Annotated in this window: 16 protein-coding genes, 1 rRNA gene, 1 pseudogene and 1 riboswitch; of the genes and pseudogenes, 9 read left to right on the top strand and 9 right to left on the bottom strand. The window is 30.8% G+C overall.

What is annotated here, in order from left to right:
- Nucleotides 1–66: 66 nt before the first annotated feature.
- Nucleotides 67–174, top strand: a 5S ribosomal RNA gene (gene rrf / locus B4E59_RS08370).
- A 214-nt stretch (nucleotides 175–388) separates the two neighbouring features.
- Here rrf and B4E59_RS08365 read toward each other — a convergent pair.
- Both B4E59_RS08365 and B4E59_RS08360 read right to left on the bottom strand, forming a co-directional pair.
- The gene (locus B4E59_RS08365) at nucleotides 389–1,096 is read right to left on the bottom strand and encodes an AcvB/VirJ family lysyl-phosphatidylglycerol hydrolase (protein WP_219035223.1); all 708 of its coding nucleotides are present in this window, start codon (nucleotides 1,094–1,096) and stop codon (nucleotides 389–391) included.
- Entirely contained in the window at nucleotides 1,086–3,668 is a 2,583-nt protein-coding gene (locus B4E59_RS08360; RefSeq protein WP_219035222.1) for a flippase-like domain-containing protein, read from the bottom strand. Before B4E59_RS08360 ends, B4E59_RS08365 begins: the two co-directional genes overlap by 11 nt.
- Nucleotides 3,669–3,769: 101 nt before the next feature.
- On the opposite strand from B4E59_RS08360, the gene B4E59_RS08355 reads away from it, so the two are divergent.
- Together B4E59_RS08355 and B4E59_RS08350 are read left to right on the top strand one after the other, a co-directional pair.
- A complete protein-coding gene (locus tag B4E59_RS08355; RefSeq protein ID WP_115001191.1) occupies nucleotides 3,770–4,294 on the top strand; it encodes a GNAT family N-acetyltransferase in 525 nt (174 codons plus the stop codon).
- Nucleotides 4,295–4,506: 212 nt separating this feature from the next.
- A complete protein-coding gene (locus B4E59_RS08350; RefSeq protein ID WP_115001189.1) occupies nucleotides 4,507–5,850 on the top strand; it encodes an ammonium transporter in 1,344 nt (447 codons plus the stop codon).
- 55 nt (nucleotides 5,851–5,905) lie between these two features.
- Here B4E59_RS08350 and B4E59_RS08345 read toward each other — a convergent pair whose 3' ends face one another.
- Complete coding sequence (locus B4E59_RS08345) at nucleotides 5,906–7,933, bottom strand: M3 family metallopeptidase (protein WP_291052459.1); 2,028 nt, start codon at nucleotides 7,931–7,933, stop codon at nucleotides 5,906–5,908.
- 141 nt (nucleotides 7,934–8,074) lie between these two features.
- Between B4E59_RS08345 and B4E59_RS08340 the strand changes: the two genes are divergently transcribed.
- The 3 genes from B4E59_RS08340 to B4E59_RS08330 all read left to right on the top strand — a co-directional run bounded on the left by B4E59_RS08340 (nucleotide 8,075) and on the right by B4E59_RS08330 (nucleotide 11,171).
- Nucleotides 8,075–9,001, top strand: coding sequence for a 2-hydroxyacid dehydrogenase (locus tag B4E59_RS08340; protein ID WP_291047275.1), 927 nt, complete (start codon nucleotides 8,075–8,077; stop codon nucleotides 8,999–9,001).
- 101 nt (nucleotides 9,002–9,102) lie between these two features.
- Nucleotides 9,103–9,996: a helix-turn-helix domain-containing protein gene (locus tag B4E59_RS08335; RefSeq protein ID WP_291047273.1), complete on the top strand. Its 894-nt coding sequence runs from the start codon at nucleotides 9,103–9,105 to the stop codon at nucleotides 9,994–9,996.
- 176 nt (nucleotides 9,997–10,172) lie between these two features.
- On the top strand, nucleotides 10,173–11,171 hold the full coding sequence (locus tag B4E59_RS08330; protein WP_291052456.1) for a beta-ketoacyl-ACP synthase III: 999 nt from the start codon (nucleotides 10,173–10,175) through the stop codon (nucleotides 11,169–11,171).
- Between the two features lie 58 nt (nucleotides 11,172–11,229).
- Here the strand turns inward: B4E59_RS08330 and B4E59_RS08325 are convergent, their stop codons facing one another.
- Nucleotides 11,230–11,646 (bottom strand): putative signal transducing protein, encoded by a 417-nt coding sequence (locus tag B4E59_RS08325; RefSeq protein WP_115001183.1) that lies wholly within the window; start codon nucleotides 11,644–11,646, stop codon nucleotides 11,230–11,232.
- An 80-nt stretch (nucleotides 11,647–11,726) separates the two neighbouring features.
- Between B4E59_RS08325 and B4E59_RS08320 the strand changes: the two genes are divergently transcribed.
- Nucleotides 11,727–12,473 (top strand): dienelactone hydrolase family protein, encoded by a 747-nt coding sequence (locus tag B4E59_RS08320; RefSeq protein ID WP_291052453.1) that lies wholly within the window; start codon nucleotides 11,727–11,729, stop codon nucleotides 12,471–12,473.
- Between the two features lie 113 nt (nucleotides 12,474–12,586).
- On the opposite strand, the gene B4E59_RS08315 is transcribed toward B4E59_RS08320, so the two are convergent.
- From B4E59_RS08315 to B4E59_RS08300, 4 genes are all read right to left on the bottom strand, one after another.
- Nucleotides 12,587–13,501, bottom strand: a complete 915-nt coding sequence (locus B4E59_RS08315) for an AEC family transporter (protein WP_286484376.1) — start codon at nucleotides 13,499–13,501, stop codon at nucleotides 12,587–12,589.
- 413 nt (nucleotides 13,502–13,914) lie between these two features.
- Nucleotides 13,915–14,061, bottom strand: coding sequence for a VOC family protein (locus B4E59_RS08310; RefSeq protein WP_286484377.1), 147 nt, complete (start codon nucleotides 14,059–14,061; stop codon nucleotides 13,915–13,917).
- Nucleotides 14,062–14,367: 306 nt separating this feature from the next.
- Nucleotides 14,368–14,790: a PaaI family thioesterase gene (locus B4E59_RS08305; RefSeq protein WP_291052446.1), complete on the bottom strand. Its 423-nt coding sequence runs from the start codon at nucleotides 14,788–14,790 to the stop codon at nucleotides 14,368–14,370.
- A gap of 48 nt (nucleotides 14,791–14,838) precedes the next feature.
- Entirely contained in the window at nucleotides 14,839–15,444 is a 606-nt protein-coding gene (locus B4E59_RS08300) for a hypothetical protein (RefSeq protein WP_291052444.1), read from the bottom strand.
- A 48-nt stretch (nucleotides 15,445–15,492) separates the two neighbouring features.
- Nucleotides 15,493–15,587: riboswitch (SAM-I-IV-variant riboswitch) on the bottom strand.
- Between the two features lie 840 nt (nucleotides 15,588–16,427).
- Here B4E59_RS08300 and B4E59_RS08295 point away from each other — a divergent pair.
- Nucleotides 16,428–17,222 (top strand): alpha/beta fold hydrolase, encoded by a 795-nt coding sequence (locus B4E59_RS08295; protein ID WP_291052441.1) that lies wholly within the window; start codon nucleotides 16,428–16,430, stop codon nucleotides 17,220–17,222.
- 52 nt (nucleotides 17,223–17,274) lie between these two features.
- Here the strand turns inward: B4E59_RS08295 and B4E59_RS08290 are convergent, their stop codons facing one another.
- Nucleotides 17,275–17,556 (bottom strand): hypothetical protein, encoded by a 282-nt coding sequence (locus tag B4E59_RS08290; RefSeq protein ID WP_219035212.1) that lies wholly within the window; start codon nucleotides 17,554–17,556, stop codon nucleotides 17,275–17,277.
- 112 nt (nucleotides 17,557–17,668) lie between these two features.
- Between B4E59_RS08290 and B4E59_RS14695 the strand changes: the two are divergent.
- Nucleotides 17,669–17,821 (top strand): annotated as a pseudogene (locus B4E59_RS14695) (IS982 family transposase); the annotation flags it as partial.

Raw genomic sequence — 17,821 nt, 5'->3', positions numbered from 1 at the left:
TGAACAACTTGAGGCTTTTTTATCGAATCATCAGGATGTAAACCTGATTAAAAATACAAAAAATATTAGGGTGATTATTACGAAAGGGCTCACCTCTTCCCATTCCGAACAGAGAAGTTAAGCCTTTCAGTGCCGATGGTACTGCTATTGCGGGAGAGTAGGTCATCGCCAGTTTTTATTTAAACTTCAAGATTTAGTTCTTGAGGTTTTTTTATGTTTTAAACTTTTAGTTAGCTAGAAAGTATTATGATTATTTTTACACCATTCAACTAAATAAGAATAAGTTTCATTCTTATTCTACGATTAACAAATTAAAAGAGAGCTTGATGATTTTAAAACAAAAAAGTTCGGAATATCACAAGATGTAATTATGTTAAATGAATATTTTCTAATTTGACTTTAATTGCTTAGTAATAGTCTCAGTTACTTTTTGATAATTTCGGTTAAAGTGATGATTACCACCCAAATAAATTATGTTTTTATTGGTTAAAGTAATTTTATTGTAGGGATAATTTTTTCCATAATCACTTAAAATAATAGATAAATGTAAGTTAGGTAATTGATTAATTTCTGGAATTGTATTCCATTTTCCGCTTACGTTTTCAAAAATTAAATTTTTGTAATGAATCTCAAGATCAGCAGTTTCATACGGATCTAAAAGAATAAGTTGATGAATTCGATCTTTGGTTTTTGTCGGAAGCTCATTGATAATAAATGGAATCGCATCAGCACCAAAAGAATAACCGATAAATACAACTTTTTGATTTTTGTGATTTTTGAACTTTTCTTCTAAAAATTGACTTAATATTTCAGCCGTTTTTTTAGGATCTCTTTCATTCCAAAAATAAACTTTAGAATTTAAAGCATAAATATCATAGCCTTTCTGATAAAGATTTTTACAAATTGATTTTGAAAAAGGTCCTAATCCAGCATCTCCACTTAAATAAAACAAGATAGGTTTAGTGTCATTTTTATTCTCCCATATTTTAAGCGGTAAAGGATCTTTGATATCCACATCATCTCCTTTTGTACGTACGATATACAAACCAATTGTAGTGATAATCAATCCAAATAATATGAGATTTTTAGTTTTCATCTTGAGGTTTCATAACTCTATTTAACGCTTGTGGAAGTTGAATAAGTTCCACTTCATTATCATAAATGATGTATTTGTTGATCCAATAATTGGCGTATTTTTCTTTGAAATCGCGCATTGTTTGATATTGTTTAAACGTCCCAATTCGTTGATAAGCAAATTTCATGAGTTGCTCGGCAATATTATTTGGTTTATCTAAACCAGCCAGAGGAGTTAAACCAATGTTGATATATTTCTTTTGATTTGCTTTGGCGCGATTAATTAATGCAATTATCACCGCATCCATACTACCATTTGGCGAATTGACAGTTCTTCGAAATAAATCGTAAGTCATCTCATCTTTTGCATAATCTGGAATAACATTCAGAAATGTAACCACTTTATTTTCTTCATTTCTCAGCGTAATAATCGTTTGATTTTTTAATATTCCTCTGTCAAATTTACCTTCTGCAAATACAATTTCTTTTTTATCAAATTCTTTTAACCATTCATTTGAGACAGATTCAATTTCATTTAAAAATTCTTCTGTCAAAGGAGGCAAAATAACTTCTGTTTTAAAACCTTTTTTCTCTAAAGTATTCAATGCATTTCGCATCGATTTACGTTCTTTACCTTGAAGATTAAAGGAATCAACTTCAATAATTCCTTCTTGACCAATTAATAAATATTGTTTTTTTAAATTTCTGAAATCAATTAAATCGTTTTCCGAAACTCGATAATAAGCAGTTTTCAAACCTTTTGTTTTGCAATAGTTCTCGAATTCTGAAATTAAATCTGATTTATGCTTTGCATCACATACAACATTATCCAAAACAATAGCAAAATTTAAACCGATTTTATACGCGACAAAACCATCAATATTTGAAGAAAAATAAAGAGTTTTATCATCCATTAATTTAAAATAATCTAATGCTGAATTACCATATTTTTCGACGATTTCTTCTGCTTCTTCATAATCCTGAATACCTTTTGTGTTATAATTTTTAGCTCTAAAAAATGCTAAAATCAATAATATCCAAGAACTAAATCCAAAAAAAATATTGATGTCTTTAAAATCTTCGGCAAAGGTTGTTCTCGGAACTAAATTGTTTTCGCTGAATAATAAGAAGTTTTGAAATGTATAATAAAAAGCTTGATTCCAAGAGAAATCTACACCAAAATGACGTTTATCAATGAAATAAAAACTTAAAACATTGAAAATAAAAATTGCAAAAAATGCCATTAAAAAAATAGAGAATCCTTGTCTTAATCGTTTCAAATTTGTTTTCAATGGATATTGATTCCTGCTGTAAATTAATAGCACGATTGTGAAAAATGCGAATCCAGCTTCTTCGTAATCCAATGCTTTGAATATATTTCCAAAAAATGAAAGTATGGCAAATATTAAAGCAAAAATCCATGCAGATTTTAATCCTTTGATGAGATAAGATGAAGTAATCAATAAAGCAATTCCGACAAATAGAATCATCAATTTTGAAAGATGCATGAATTCGATTGGTAAATACAATTTTTCGAAATGCAAACGTTCTGCAAGAGGAGGAGTGATGACTGAAATTATATTAATCATTCCTAATGTAAAAATCATAACAGCAGGAAAAATTCGTGCAAATAGTTTTCTTCCACGCCACATAAAACTCAAACATCCAAAACCTAAAGGCAGCCAAAATTCGAAAACGCGGTACAATAAAGTTGTAGCTAAACCTTGGTTATGAGAATAGCCGAATTGTGTTAAAATATACACCATCGTAAATTCTACAGCACCCAAACCTCTCAAAAAAGGCGAAATAATCATCAATAAAACAGAAATCGTATAAGCCAAAGCTGCTGCATCAAAAGTGGGTTGAATACCTAACGCTAACATTGCGATGTAGACGTGTAAAATCCCAGTAATTTCGATGATTGTTGAAATTAGAATTGTGAGATTAATATTTTTCCTGTCTAAAGAAGCTTCAAAAATTGGATTGATTTCTTCCGTAATCTTTGGAAATTTATTTTCTATAATTTGATAGAATTTATTTTTGGTTTTGAATGAGTTATAAATGAAATAAACTAGAATTAAAATTATGCCCAAAATGACTAATGATATCCACGAATCATTAAAATATTTGTTGACGTAAATACTATAAATAATGATAGGAACGCCAATGATGAAAACCGTTAATAATCCAATAAAACCATAAATAGAACTTGCCTGAATGATTTTATTTGTTTCAAATTGTTGCTTTTTGATTTGTTTGGGTAAATAAGCCAAAGAACTAATTCCGCCCGCTGGTAGAAAAACACTGATAAAATTTCGTTTGAGAAATAAATTGACAGCGTCCCAAAATTTAAGAGGTAAACCAACTGCTTTGAAACTTGTGATATACATTGCAGCTTGCAGCGAAATATAGAGAATCGTTATTCCGAAACCGATCAATAGCCAAATAGGTTTTGCGCTTTGAATACTCGGAATAATTTGCATCATTTCTTTGCGTTCGCTTCTGAAAAATACAAATGCGAGTAATAAAATAAGTATTGCTAAAACTTGTTGCCAAGGTATTTTTACATATTTTATAGATTTTGGAAACCTCATGTTTGTATGACATTGTTTAGTTCTATTAATTTATCAAAAAATTAAATATCAAAACTTATGATTTGCTTAAAAATAACTTATATTGAAAATAAAAATAAGATATGGAGACTGGATTAAATTTACGTCAAGCTATTTTGAATGATGCAGATAGAATTTGGGAAATTTTGCAACAAGCAATTGAGAAAAGAAAAGAGGAGGGAAGTAATCAATGGCAAAATGGTTATCCAAATCTAGATGTTGTAAAAAATGATATCTCAAATGGTTTTGGTTATATAATTGAGAATGTTGATAATCTAATCATAGGATATGTTGCAATTATTGATGAGATAGAACCTGCTTATACAGCAATTGAAGGAAAATGGATGAATGATGATCCATATATTGTCATACATCGATTGGCTGTTGCACAAGATGTTAAGATAAAAGGTTTAGGAACTTGGACGATGGATGAAATTGAAAAAATAGCAATTATAAAGAAAATACAGAATATAAAAGTTGATACCAACTTTGATAATATTGGAATGTTGCGTGTTTTTGAAAAGTTAGGTTATCATTATTGTGGCGAAGTTTATTTTGATGGAAGCCCAAGAAAAGCTTTTCAGAAAATTATTCAGAATTTAACATAATTGAATATTTTAGATAGAATTTAGAAAAACTAAATAATCAAATTGATAAAAAGATTCCTTTTTTGGAATCTTTTTTTATGAATTTGTATAGGGCAACTATGTTTAAAGTGTAAAATTAATATTTTAACCCCTAATTTTTATAGGGTGTAATTAAAAATAAATGATTTTATTTAAAAATAATCTAATTTTGATAGGGTTAAAATTAAAAACTTATGAAAGTTGGATTAAAATGGAAAGTAGCTTTTGCAATTATAACACTAGTTGCATTAGCTGGATTATTTTGGAAACCAGTTGTAGATATTCCAAATACAGGAGAATTCCTTAGCGAAGAAAATATTGTAAATTCAGATGTCGCCTGGATTTTAGCAGCTGCAGGATTGGTGTTATTGATGACGCCAGGTTTATCATTTTTTTATGGAGGAATGGTGGGGAAACGAAATGTTATTTCTACCATGTTGCAAAGTTTTATTGCCTTAGGTGTGATTTCGATTTTGTGGGTTGTAGTTGGGTTTTCACTGTCTTTTGGTGAATCAATCGGTTTTACAATAAATGGAGAACATTACGGAATTATTGGTAATCCATTAAGTTATCCATTTTTTAATCATGTCGGGGCATTTCCACACAAAGACATGGCATCTACAATTCCATTTGTCTTATTTGCATTGTTTCAAATGAAATTTGCAGTCATTACACCAGCGCTTGTAACAGGTTCTTTTGCTGAAAGAGTGCGTTTTATTTCATATTTGTTATTTATGATTTTGTTTAGTTTAATCATTTACACACCGCTTTGTCATATGGTTTGGCATCCAGAAGGTTTATTGAATAAATATTTTGGCGTAAAAGATTTTGCTGGAGGAACTGTTGTTCATATGAGTGCAGGATTTGCAGCATTAGCAGGAGCTTTGGTGATAGGTAAACGTAAAAACAGAGAACACAAACCTGCAAATATTCCATTTGTTATGCTTGGAACAGGAATGTTATGGTTCGGATGGTTTGGTTTCAATGCTGGTTCAGCTTTGGGAGCAAATGCCACAGCAGCTTTAGCTTTCGGAACAACAACAATTGCTTCTGCTTCTGGAATGATGACATGGATACTTTTTGATAGAATTAATGGTCGTAGCGTTTCTGCTATGGGAGCATGTATAGGGGCTGTAGTTGGATTAGTAGCAATCACTCCAGCTTGTGGATTTGTTACAATTCCTGAAAGTATATTTTTTGGCTTTATTACTGCTATTGTCTCAAATGTAATGGTTCATTGGAAAGTATTAAAACGAGTTGACGATACTTTAGATGTTTTTGCATGTCATGGTGTCGGAGGAATAATGGGAATGATTTTGACAGCTATTTTTGCACATGGTGAAAATGCGAGTTTGTTACATGGCGGGGTGGATGTGTTTGCACATCATATGATTGCTTTGTTGTTTGTCTCGTTATTTACTTTTTTCGGTGCGATTGCTTTATTTTATATTACGGATAAAATGATTCACTTACGTGTGAGTGATAGAGCAGAGTTCGAAGGATTAGATTTGTCGCAACACGAGGAAAGTTTACATTAATTAAACAATGATATTATAAAAAAATCCGACTACTTTTTGTAGTCGGATTTTCAATTTATACTAATCCAGCTCGCTTTAATAAAGCATCTGCTGTTGGTTTATGACCTCTAAATTCTTCGTACAGTTTCATCGGTTCTACTGTTCCTCCAGATGATAAAAGTTTATAGAATTTTTGAGCTGTTTCTGGATTGAAAATTCCAGTTTCTTGGAAAAATGCAAAGGCATCTGCATCCAAAACTTCGGCCCATTTATATGAATAATAACCAGATGAATATCCACCTTGAAAAATATGTGAGAAGGATGTACTCATCATATTTTTATCAATTTCTGGATACAACTCTGTTTGTTTGAAAGTTTCTTTTTCAAATTGTTGTAAATCATTAATTTCAGCCAAATCATTCGCATGATATGCCATATCCAATAATCCAAAACTCAATTGACGAACAGTTTGATAACCTTCCATAAAACTTGAAGAAGCTTTTACTTTTTCAATTAATTCTTGCGGAATAATTTCTCCTGTTTGATAATGTTTTGCAAATAATTTTAAAGCTTCTGGTTCGTAACAGAAGTTTTCGTAAAATTGAGAGGGTAATTCAACAAAATCCCAATAAACATTTGTTCCAGAAAGACTTTCGTACGTTGTATTTGGTAACATTCCGTGTAGCGCATGTCCAAATTCGTGGAATAATGTTGTTACTTCCTGAAATGTTAATAATGAAGGTGTGTCTTTCGTTGGTTTTGTAAAATTACAAACAATCGAAACGTGCGGACGTTTGGTATTTCCATTCACATTAGAAGCTTCTCTATAACTTGTCATCCAAGCACCAGGGCGTTTTCCTGCACGCGGGAAAAAGTCTGCATACAATAAACTTAAGAACGCTCCATTTTTATCTAGAACTTCATAAGTTGTTACTTCATCGTTGTATTTATCTATGTTGTGAATTTCTTTAAACGTAATTCCATATAATTTTGTTGCGACATCAAAAGCTCCTTGAATAACATTTTCTAACTGAAAATAAGGTTTCAATTCTTCGTCAGAAAGACTGAATTTTTTCTGTTTTAATTTTTCAGCATAATATGCATGATCCCAACGTTGCAATATTTCAATCCCATCAGCTTCTTTTGCAAATGCAGTTAATTCCTCAATTTCTTTTTCTGCAAATGGTTTTGCTTTCTTTAATAAATCATTCAAGAAATCTAAAACTGTCGTAGGTGTTTTTGCCATACGTTCTTCCAAAACATAATCAGCATGCGTTTTATAACCTAATATTTTAGCACGTTCGTGACGAAGTTTTACAATGTTTTTGACATTTTCTTCGTTGTTAAATTCATTATTTTGATAAGCTTTTACACCATTTGCTCTAAACAATTTTTCTCTTAATTCACGGTTTTCTGCGTATTGCATAAATGGAATATAGCTTGGTGCTTGCAACGTAATCAACCAACCTTCGTGATTTTTTTGTTCAGCATCGGCTTTCGCTTGATCAATCGCATATTGAGGTAAACCTTTCAAATCATTTTCATCAGTAATAATCAATTCGTATGCATTAGTTTCAGCTAAAACATTTTGACCAAATTGCAACGATAACATCGAAAGTTGTTTGTCAATTTCGCGTAATTTATTTTTGTCTTCTTCGTTTAGGTTTGCACCATTTCTAGAAAAACCTTTGTATTTTTTTTCTAATAAATAAGCTTGTTCATCGGTTAAAATCAACGATTCCTTTTGATTATAAACGATTTTAATTCGTTCAAATAAATCTTGATTTAAGCGAACATCATTTCCAAATTCAGATAATAAAGGCGAAACTTCTTGTGCAATTTCTTGAATTTCATCATTCGTTTCAGCAGAATTAAGGTTGAAGAAAATAGAAGAAATTCGTCCTAATTTTTCACCAGAAAGTTCCATTGCTTCAATTGTATTTGCAAAAGTTGGCGCTTCAGGATTCGCAGTAATTGCATCTATTTCTGCTTTCGCCTCTTCAATTGCTTGGATAAAAGCAGGTTTGTAATCTTCATTTTTGATTTTAGAAAAAGGAGCACTTTCAAAAGGTGTTTCAAATTTTTCTAATAACGGATTTGTCATTTATAGTGTATTTTTTTAGTTAAAATATATTTGTTTGAACTCTTTCAAATTCTAATCCAAATGTAAGAAATCTGACAAATCGTCAAATTTAATGTGTGATTAATTTGGAGTTATTTACATTTGTTTTAAAAGTAATCAATTATGAGTTTAGCCTTAATATTCAATCAAAAATCAACAGAAGAATGGCAAAGAAATTTACAAGAATTGTTGCCAGATACGAAAGTTGAAGTTTATCCAAATATCTCAAATCTAGAAGATGTAGAATTTATTGCAACTTGGAAACCGCACAAAAATTATGTGGCTGAATTTCCAAATCTAAAAGTTGTACAATCTGTTGGAGCAGGAATTGACCATTTGTTGCATACCAAAATTCCAGATTCAATAAAGGTAACACGTATTGTTGATCCTGCTTTGAAGCAAGAAATGTTTGAGCATGTTTTGGCTTGTGTTATGACTTCAATGAAAAATCTATTGACGTATTATAAAGATCAAGTTCGTAAAGAGTGGAAGCCTACTATTTATCAAAATATCAAGGAAACAACTATTACTATTTTAGGATTAGGTGAAATCGGAAAGTTAGTAGCAGAGCAATTTGTTGCGTTAGGTTTTCAAGTCAAAGGTTGGTCGAATTCGCCAAAAAATATAAATGGAGTAGAATCTTTTTCTGGAAAAGAAGGCTTGAATGCTGCGATTTCTAAAACTAATTTTATTGTCAATATTTTGCCTTTGACAGATGATACAGAAGGTATTTTGAATAAAGACTTTTTTAAAGAATGTTCAGTTCATGCAGTTTTGATTAATGTTGGTCGTGGAGCACATTTGGTCGAAAAGGATTTATTAATTGCAATCGAAGAAAAACAAATAAAAGAGGCTTATTTAGATGTTTTTGTAGAAGAACCTTTACCAGAAAATCACCCTTTTTGGACGAATGAAAATGTTTATGTAACACCTCATATTGCGAGTGTTACAAATGCAACAACTGCTCTAAAACAAGTTGCAGATAACTACAACAGAATGAAAAATAACGAAACTTTATTGAATGAAGTTTCATTAGAAAGAGGTTATTAGATATACCAAAATGACGTAAGATTTTGTTAAAAAGACGCATTTGTGTTTTTACTTGTCAAAAAAATCTTTTAACATTGTATTAGAAATAATAAAAGCTAAAAATGAGTGATTATATTCAACTTTATTCAATTAATAATATTTTAAGAACTTACAAAGAAGAAGCTACCGATCGTCGGTTAGCAATCTTTGATGTAGGTCCTGAAAACAATTATTATTTTGTAAAACGAAAACCTTATAAGTTTACTTCGCTTGGGTTGATTTTAATTACTGCAGGAACATGTGAAATCACGGTAAATTTAGAACCAACATTGATCAAACGTGATGATATTATTGTGGTTCTTCCAGGTCAGTTGTTCGAGATTATAGAGCATTCGGCTGATTTTGCTGTTCAAGCAATCTTTATTGATTCAGATTTGATTATTGAAGCTGGTTTTCACGTGAAATCCAATAATTTAGTAGAATTTTTATCGTCCAAATATCCTAAAATCATTTCTTTAGATAAAAAGATTGTACGTGATATGCGCTACAATCTGAATAAGATTAGTAAATATACCATCAAGAATGAAAATATCTTTGCAAAAGATTTGGTTTTACATCACTTTTCAGTTATGATGTATGAGATGGGAAATTACTACAACCAAGCTGTAACGGCAAAAAGTACAACGAAAGAAGTCAGAAAGGAGGAATTGGCTAAGCAGTTTTTGTATTTAGTTTCAACTCATTTTCGTCGTCAGCGTAATGTACAATTTTATGCAGATGAAATGTTTATTAGTCGTAAACATTTGACTAAAATTATTGTCGAAGTCTTTAATAAATCACCCAAACAAATCATTGCTGAAGCCATTGTATTAGAGGCAAAAGTCTTGCTAAAGAACCCAAAAAATAGTGTTTCTGATGTTGTGACAGAATTAAATTTTATAGATACCTCAGTTTTTAGTAAATTTTTCAAAAATTATGCCGGTGTTTCTCCAAGAACTTTCATAGCTTCTAATTAATAATTGATGTAAATCAATGTAAATGTGAAAACTTTCTAAAAACGTCTTTCTGACATATTATTACGTTTATTTCGCTAACTAATTTGTTAAATTGAATAGACCTTTGTTGCTCAAATTTTAATTGATGCGTCTTTTAGTAGATAATCGATACATGAGATTTGAATGAAAAGAATTTTATGGTGGTAGATTTTACAAAAAAAATATTTGCACATATTTCAGCAATAGGTGGTTATGTGCCAGAGAATAAACGAACTAATTCCGATTTAGAAAAGATTACAGACACTTCTGATGAATGGATTGTAAAAAGAACGGGAATTAAAGAACGTCGTATTTTAGAGGAAGGTTTAGCGACTTCTGATATGGCGGTTAGTGCAATTGAGAATTTAATTAATACATACAAAAAAGACATCAAAGATGTTGATGCGTTGATTGTTGCGACTTCTACACCAGATATGTTGATGCCTGCTACAGCGAATATTGTATGCGAAAAATTAGGAATAGAGAATGTTTGGGCATTTGATATGAATGCGGCTTGTTCTGGATTTTTATATGCGTTGGACATGGGCGCTTCGTTGATTGAAAGTAGTCGTTACAAAAATGTTCTGGTCATTGGTGCGGATAAAATCAGTGCGTATGTAGACATCAAAGATCGTTCGACAAATATTTTGTTTGGAGACGGTGCAGGAGTGGTTTGGTTAGAGCCTACAAACGAAGAAGGAATTTTAGATGCTTTGTTACTGAGTAACGGAACTGGAAAAGAATTCTTGAATATAGAAGGAGGTGGTTCTTTGTATCCAGCGAGTTCACAGTTGTTGGTTGATGAGAAGCGTTACATTAGACAAGATGGAAAAATTGTATTCAAAAATGCAATTCAATCAATGAGTGATACCTGTGTCAATGTTTTGAAACGCAACGATTTTTCTGTTGAAGATGTAAATTGGTTGGTTCCGCATCAAGCGAATAAACGAATTATTGACGCTGTTGGTAATGAAATTAATATTGAAGAAGGTAAAACTTTAATCAATATTGAAAATTACGGAAACACAATTGCAGCGACAATTCCGTTGTGTATTTGGGAAAATACATCAAAATTAAAGAAAGGAGATTTATTGATGTTGACAGCCTTTGGCGCAGGTTTCTCTTGGGGAGCAAGCTTATTGCGTTGGACAATTTAATCAATAAAAATCATATATTTTTGTTCATAAAGAACGGCAAGAAATTGTCGTTCTTTTTTTATTGTAAACCATTAAATTCTTCACCACATTTCTTGCATTTGAACACGTTTTTGTAGTAAATAGGGTAGACCCAAAATATAATAGAAGATAATAAAGAAAGTAAGCCTTTTCCACCTTTCATTGACTTATAATTGCTGTAATACTCATTGCTTCCACATTTTGGACAAACAAGAATTTCATCCAAATCATTGGTGTAATTTGAAGCATCAATTTCTTCTAAAACTTTCATGGCGCGATCAGTATCTTCTTTCTTAATTTTTACTTTCACACCACCAATTGCATTCGATAAAAACTGATTCATCCCAACCGAATGTTCATCAAAAACAAAAGCATCAATTTGTTCACTTTCTAATTTCGAACGTAAAATATGTGCTTCAATAGGGCTTTCAAATGTTTTTAATGTAATAAGTTCCATGCTAATTGTGTTAAATATTCAATTCAATATCCGATATAAAATTAGTTCTTTTTATCTTAATGTCTTAAATTTTTTAGTAGATGAAAAATGTAATTCAATGTTTATTTTTAATTGTATTGATGATGAATACGACACATGCACAAAATCTAAAACAAGTTGCTTATAAAGATGGTTCACAAAAGTTGAATGGTTTAGTAACCGATAATACAACAAAGAAAAGTCCAGGAGTTTTGATTTTACCCGCTTGGAAAGGAGCTGATAACGAAGCAAAACAAGCCGCAATAGATTTAGCAAAAGAAGGTTATATTGCTTTTGTTGCAGATATTTATGGAGAAGGAAACAATCCGAAAGATAATGCGGAAGCGGCTAAAATAGCAGGAAAATACAAGTCTGATTATGCAGCTTATCAAAAACGAATTGATTTGGCGTTGAAAGAGTTAATCAAAGCTGGTGCAGATCCAAGTAAAATTGCTGTAATTGGTTATTGTTTTGGAGGAACAGGCGCATTAGAAACTGCTCGTGCGCAATTAGCTGTTGTTGGTGTTGTTTCTATTCATGGTGGATTAGCAAAAGATTCGGCTCGAAAAAATATTCCTCTTAAAACAAAAGTTTTGATTGAACATCCTGCTGAAGATGAATCTGTAAAACCCGAAGATATTTCGAATTTAGTAATTGAAATGAACGAAGGAAAAACAGATTGGCAAATGATAACTTACGCAAATTCAAAACACACGTTTACCAATCCAGAATCACCTGATTACAATAAAGTAATGGCAGATAGAGCGTGGCAACATACATTATTGTTTTTAAAAGAAGTATTGAAATAAAACCATTAATTCGAGTGAAATTATTTTTAGAATTTTGTATCGAGAATAAGGTTTTAGAAGATAAAATTCATCTTAATTCTCGATACAATTTTAAAAAAAACATAATAAGAAATCTACTGAATAAACAACTGTATCATTTCATACCAAAAAGCAGCTGTAAAAAAGCCTATAATAATACTGATTCCAATAATCAAATTGGTTAGTTTGGTGTTGAGTTTAAATTGTTCCGCAATAATACTCGATGTTACTAATGTAGGCATTGCAGCTTCAAAAATAGAGATTTTAGCCACATCACCTTTTATCCCAATTACGATGGCTAAAAGCATTACAACTGCAGGCGCTATCATTAATTTGTAAACCATAGACATCGAAATTTGTGACCATAATTTTCTCCAACCATTAAACTTTAATTGCAGTCCAACTGAAAATAAAGCCAACGGACCTACAGTTGCAGCTAATTTATCGAAGAATGGTTCGGCAGGAGATAAGTCGATAAATTGAGATAAAATCAATGCACTGATACAACCCAAAAATGGGGGGAAAGTAAATAATCTTTTCAAGATAAATTTAGAATCTATTGCTCCAGATCCATTACTTCCTCCTTTTAATGCAGAAACTATTCCGATGGTTGATAAGCACAAAAACATGGTTTGATCACAAATAATCGCAATACTTAAATATTTTTCTCCATAAAATGCTGAGATCAAAGGGAAACCAATAAAAGAGGTATTGCTATAGCCGCTTGCCAATTCCAATGTTCTTCTCGAACGCTCCGAATAGCCTTTTGCTTTGCTGTAGAATTTCATGTAAAATAAACTTCCAACGGCTATAATGACAGTAGAAAAGATAGGAAATAACATTTCTTGCGACCATTCTACTTTTGGTAAATACTTAAACGAGACTGCTGGTAAAGCTAGATATAAAATCCATGTATTGATCCCTTTATGTGCATCAGGATGTATAGATTTTGTTGCTTTAAACACCATTCCGGCGATTATGCAGACTGCGATTAATATAAAATTTACCATTTTTTAGATATTTAGAATGCAAAGTTACAATCCCATTTTTTTTTACCCTAAAGATATAACTTTTTATTCAATGCTTATTTTTTATAAAATGGCAAGATTAGATATATTTAATTTATTATTATCTAAAATTACTTTTGAATAATGATTTTCATTTTCCAAAATAGCTGTAAATGGAGCAGGAATTATTGTATCAGTTGTAGGAAACTAAGTTGTTTTAATAAAATAATTTAGTAATAATATTTTCCCTTCATCTGAGCCATTAGTACCAAAAGTATCAAAATCTCCTTTTCAGAATTTAGATGTTGTTTTCTATTATAATATATGATTAGTTGCTTCAATATAAGTTGTAGGTAAACCAATTTCAGAAATTCCAAAAATAGAATGTTGATCAAATTCTGCTTAGTTCTCATAAGCTAAATATATTCTTCATTCGATTTTACAAAAGTTAATCTTGTCCAACCAACTTGTAAACTAAACTGATTATCGGTTTCTTCAATTAACTCAAAAGCTAGAATAGTTGTATAAAATGATTTCGTTTTTTCTAAATCATTTGTAAACAATTGTAATTCTTATATTTTCATTCTGCGATTTTTTATAAAAGTAAACCAACTAAACAGAAGAAAACATCAAGACGAATTGATTTAATTAATTGCGCTATAAGTAAATTATTTCCTTCAATTAGTTATTATTCTTTTCTTTCAAAAAACCTTTTTCTTGACACAAAATTCTTACAGAATTTCACTCGAAATGACGGTTTTTTCATATAAAAAAGGTAGAATTATACTACTGATTTCTATATCAAAATAAACATCTATTTCTATGTCTCTATGTGGTCATTTATTCAAAAGTTGAGACAAATTATATCTTTATTTTATTCTCATCATAGTCACCAAAGAAGTAGCCACATGCGTTTCTTTGTTCGTCGTTTCGTCAACCACAAAAATCTCTGTGCGTATGGTGCTTATCTTTTTTCCGCCTTTTATCACATAGGCTTTTGATAGTAAATAATCACCCAAAGCAGGTCGTAAATAATTCACCTTTAACTCAACTGTTACCACATAACAATCGTCGTCATAGTGAGAAACAGCAGCATAACCAGATGAAACATCAACCAAAGAAGCAATCATAGCACCATTAAACATTCCGTGCTTACGTGTCATCATTTCTTGTTTTGGAATCTTAATCGAAACATAGTCCGTTTCGCATTCGATAAGTGATGCGTTATAAAATTTTAAGGTTTCTGAACGATTAAAACTTGCCTCTACTAATTCTCTTTTTTCTGGCGTCATATAAAATTGCTTTCAACAAATATAGAGATTTGTCGAAAGCAATTTCAGTTATGCAGTTACGTTATTCAAGTTTTCTTCTTTGATAATCGTATTTTGATGTGACAAAATTACTTTATCCAAACCGCGGTAATAATTCCCTTTGTCAACAGTAATCAATAAATTATTTTTCGGAATTTTATTGATAATCTTATTGTTCGGGAAATGTTGTTTCGAGTTTTTGAAGGTAATAAATACATCATCTTCAGTTAGATTTTTGACATCATCTTCCGAAATAATATCAATCAATTCATAAGGTAAATAAAGTTGATCGAAGATATAATGAAACGTTTTAAGGCGTTTTCCGTTCAATTCTTTGCTATGTTGCAAAAAGTTTCTCAATCTATGTACAACAGCGTAGAAATTACCTACCAAAGGCGGTTTGGGAATATTACGCTCGAACAAGCAACCATCAATCAAACTAAGCGGAAGTTTGATATTCAATTCATCTGTTTTTACATTGTATAGATGGCGATAATCCAAACCTCTTTTCTTGAATTCTTCAATAATATGATCTTTTAGCGCAGGAACTTTAATAGGCAATTGTTGATTGATAAAATCGACCAATTTTTCATCTGATATATGAGCTAAATTAAGCTCAGAAATGTTTTGTGACATACAATAAATAGTTAAAATAAAACAATTATTGTATTTCGATAATAGGGGATTTTTCGTTGTTTTTGGATGAACTCCCGTATTGTTTTACCACCGTGGAGACTCCTCTCGGTTGGTATCGTTTTCTACGATTCGAAATACGGTGTAAAACTACATAAAAAATTGAATATGTAGTAATCTATTCTAATAATTTTATTTTAAAACGATTATTTAGAGTTAAATAAATACTTCTAGTCAAGCTAAATTTATTTCAGCTTCGCACTCAAAAAAAGATGTTTCGGCAAGCTCAACATGACAGTTACTAATGGTAGTTTGTTATTCCAAGGTATCGAGGAATCTATTTCTATGTTTCTATGTGGTTAAAACTTTTATGTTCTGAATTAGATGTGACCCTGAAACAAGTTCAGGGTGACTTAAGGAGTCCGTCAAGTTGAATTCATTTCAACTTCTCATTAAGAAAACACCTCTATAATCTCCTCAAGGAGATATTTTTCACGTATTGTCATTCTGAATGTAGCTTTAGCGGAATGAAGAATCTAAACTTTTCCAGTAGAAGATGTTTCGGCAAGCTCAACATGACAGTTACCAATGGTAGTTTGTTATTCCAAGGTATCGAGGAATCTATTTCTATGTCTCTATGTGGTTAAAATTTTTATGTTTTGAATTAAATGCGACCCTGAAACAAGTTTAGGGGGACCACTTCGCTATTAAAAATAGAGATTTAGAAAATTTTACAAATAATTAAGATAAATTTAATTGTTTGCCGAAAATTATTTTATACATTTGAATAACAAAGTAATTAAAAAATGAAGTTTACGTGCTTATATATGTCGATTCGCAAACAGGTTTGGAATATCCAGACGTGGGAAAGTCATGTATACTAAAAAGAGATTTTATTTTTTAATATATTTTAGGTTTCCCCGTCGATTTTCGATGGGGATTTTTTTTAAACAAAAACAACAATTACCAATATAAAATTAAAAACAATGCAAAGTTTACAACAAGTAACGATCCCAGTTTGGCCCTTAGAGGACAACACAATCTTAAACAATGTTTCGGTAACATTTCAACTTTTTGGACTTCCATTAGGAACAGCTCCAGTCATTTTGATTAACCATTACTTACATGGAGATTCAGATTGTACCTATCATTGGGATGGAGTCATGGGGAAAAACAAAGCAATTGATCTTAATGAGTATACGGTAATCTGTATAGATATTCCTGGAAATGGCGTTTCCGAAACCATAAAGTACGACTATATTCCACGCGATCACATTACAGCACGCGATGTAGCGGTATTGTTTTGGTTGACGTTATTTGAATTGGAAGTAGACGAGATTTTTGCCATTATTGGTGCAGATTTAGGTGGAAGATTAGCGTGGGAAATGGCATGTTTGTATCCAAATAAGGTGCTGAATATTATTCCGATAGCAGCAAGTCCTAAGACTACAGATTGGTTGGTAAAAGAGCCAACAGCTAAAAGCGAATACCTGAAATCTATTTTTTATTCGATAGATATATCACGCAATAGAGGCGATATATTGCAAGTTTCGCAATACATCAAATCAAAAATACATGTGATTTATGTGAAGAATGGAAACTTGTTCAACAAAGCAGAATTGAAACGTTATTACGCCAAACTGCAAGAGTTTAACAAACATGTACAGTTCCACGAAATAGAACAAATAGAAGACAACGAATTACTAAAAGCAAACATCGATAAGGTTGAAAAAATAGTAGACGGTATCCTCGAAAAAGAGTTTATCAATAATGTCGCATAAAAACTAAAGCTCCTGATAAGGAGCTTTTTTTTAGTGAATTTTATATAATATATTAAGAAATAGTCTTCTTGTCTAAATTTATAATTTCTTTGTCTAATAATTCTTTAAATAAATCAATAGTATTATCAATATATTTTCTTGGATTACCAGAAGCAGTTATATAAAATTTGTTTAATTTATTAACTATTTCATTATATTTTAAATCATAATTGTCAGAATCATAACTATCAATAAGAGTCTTATACCAATTTATTGAGTTATGGGTTAATTTTCCATATTTTAAAGGAGTTTTATATTTAAAGAAAGATTTGTATAAGTATTTTAAATCTTTCAAATTTTCATGATTTTCTAATAAATAATACCCGTTGTGCATTTTGATTAATAAAGAATAAAGTTGTTCATTTGATTGAAAATCAGTAAATTGTTTTAATTACAAAACATTTACAATGAACAACTTACTTGCAAATTACGAAAGAATATTGGAAGTTCTTCGAAAAATATCAACAGATACACTTTTAATTTATCAACGTAGAAGACCTAAACTTTTTGATTTAGAACTCATCAGTCTTGTCTTAACAGCTGAATTTATGGGTATTGAT

Origin of the sequence: Empedobacter sp. UBA2044 (genome assembly GCF_002333005.1) — a bacterium.
Lineage (GTDB): Bacteria > Bacteroidota > Bacteroidia > Flavobacteriales > Weeksellaceae > Empedobacter > Empedobacter falsenii_B.
This window is presented reverse-complemented; position numbering and strand designations above follow the sequence as displayed.

Excerpts from the sequence above, each read along its gene's own strand:
- B4E59_RS08365 (WP_219035223.1), bottom strand. The coding sequence starts at position 1,096 with ATGAAAACTAAAAATCTCATATTATTTGGATTGATTATCACTACAATT.
- B4E59_RS08360 (WP_219035222.1), bottom strand. The coding sequence starts at position 3,668 with ATGAGGTTTCCAAAATCTATAAAATATGTAAAAATACCTTGGCAACAA.
- B4E59_RS08355 (WP_115001191.1), top strand. The coding sequence starts at position 3,770 with ATGGAGACTGGATTAAATTTACGTCAAGCTATTTTGAATGATGCAGAT.
- B4E59_RS08350 (WP_115001189.1), top strand. The coding sequence starts at position 4,507 with ATGAAAGTTGGATTAAAATGGAAAGTAGCTTTTGCAATTATAACACTA.
- B4E59_RS08345 (WP_291052459.1), bottom strand. The coding sequence starts at position 7,933 with ATGACAAATCCGTTATTAGAAAAATTTGAAACACCTTTTGAAAGTGCT.
- B4E59_RS08340 (WP_291047275.1), top strand. The coding sequence starts at position 8,075 with ATGAGTTTAGCCTTAATATTCAATCAAAAATCAACAGAAGAATGGCAA.
- B4E59_RS08335 (WP_291047273.1), top strand. The coding sequence starts at position 9,103 with ATGAGTGATTATATTCAACTTTATTCAATTAATAATATTTTAAGAACT.
- B4E59_RS08330 (WP_291052456.1), top strand. The coding sequence starts at position 10,173 with ATGGTGGTAGATTTTACAAAAAAAATATTTGCACATATTTCAGCAATA.
- B4E59_RS08325 (WP_115001183.1), bottom strand. The coding sequence starts at position 11,646 with ATGGAACTTATTACATTAAAAACATTTGAAAGCCCTATTGAAGCACAT.
- B4E59_RS08320 (WP_291052453.1), top strand. The coding sequence starts at position 11,727 with ATGAAAAATGTAATTCAATGTTTATTTTTAATTGTATTGATGATGAAT.
- B4E59_RS08315 (WP_286484376.1), bottom strand. The coding sequence starts at position 13,501 with ATGGTAAATTTTATATTAATCGCAGTCTGCATAATCGCCGGAATGGTG.
- B4E59_RS08305 (WP_291052446.1), bottom strand. The coding sequence starts at position 14,790 with ATGACGCCAGAAAAAAGAGAATTAGTAGAGGCAAGTTTTAATCGTTCA.
- B4E59_RS08300 (WP_291052444.1), bottom strand. The coding sequence starts at position 15,444 with ATGTCACAAAACATTTCTGAGCTTAATTTAGCTCATATATCAGATGAA.
- B4E59_RS08295 (WP_291052441.1), top strand. The coding sequence starts at position 16,428 with ATGCAAAGTTTACAACAAGTAACGATCCCAGTTTGGCCCTTAGAGGAC.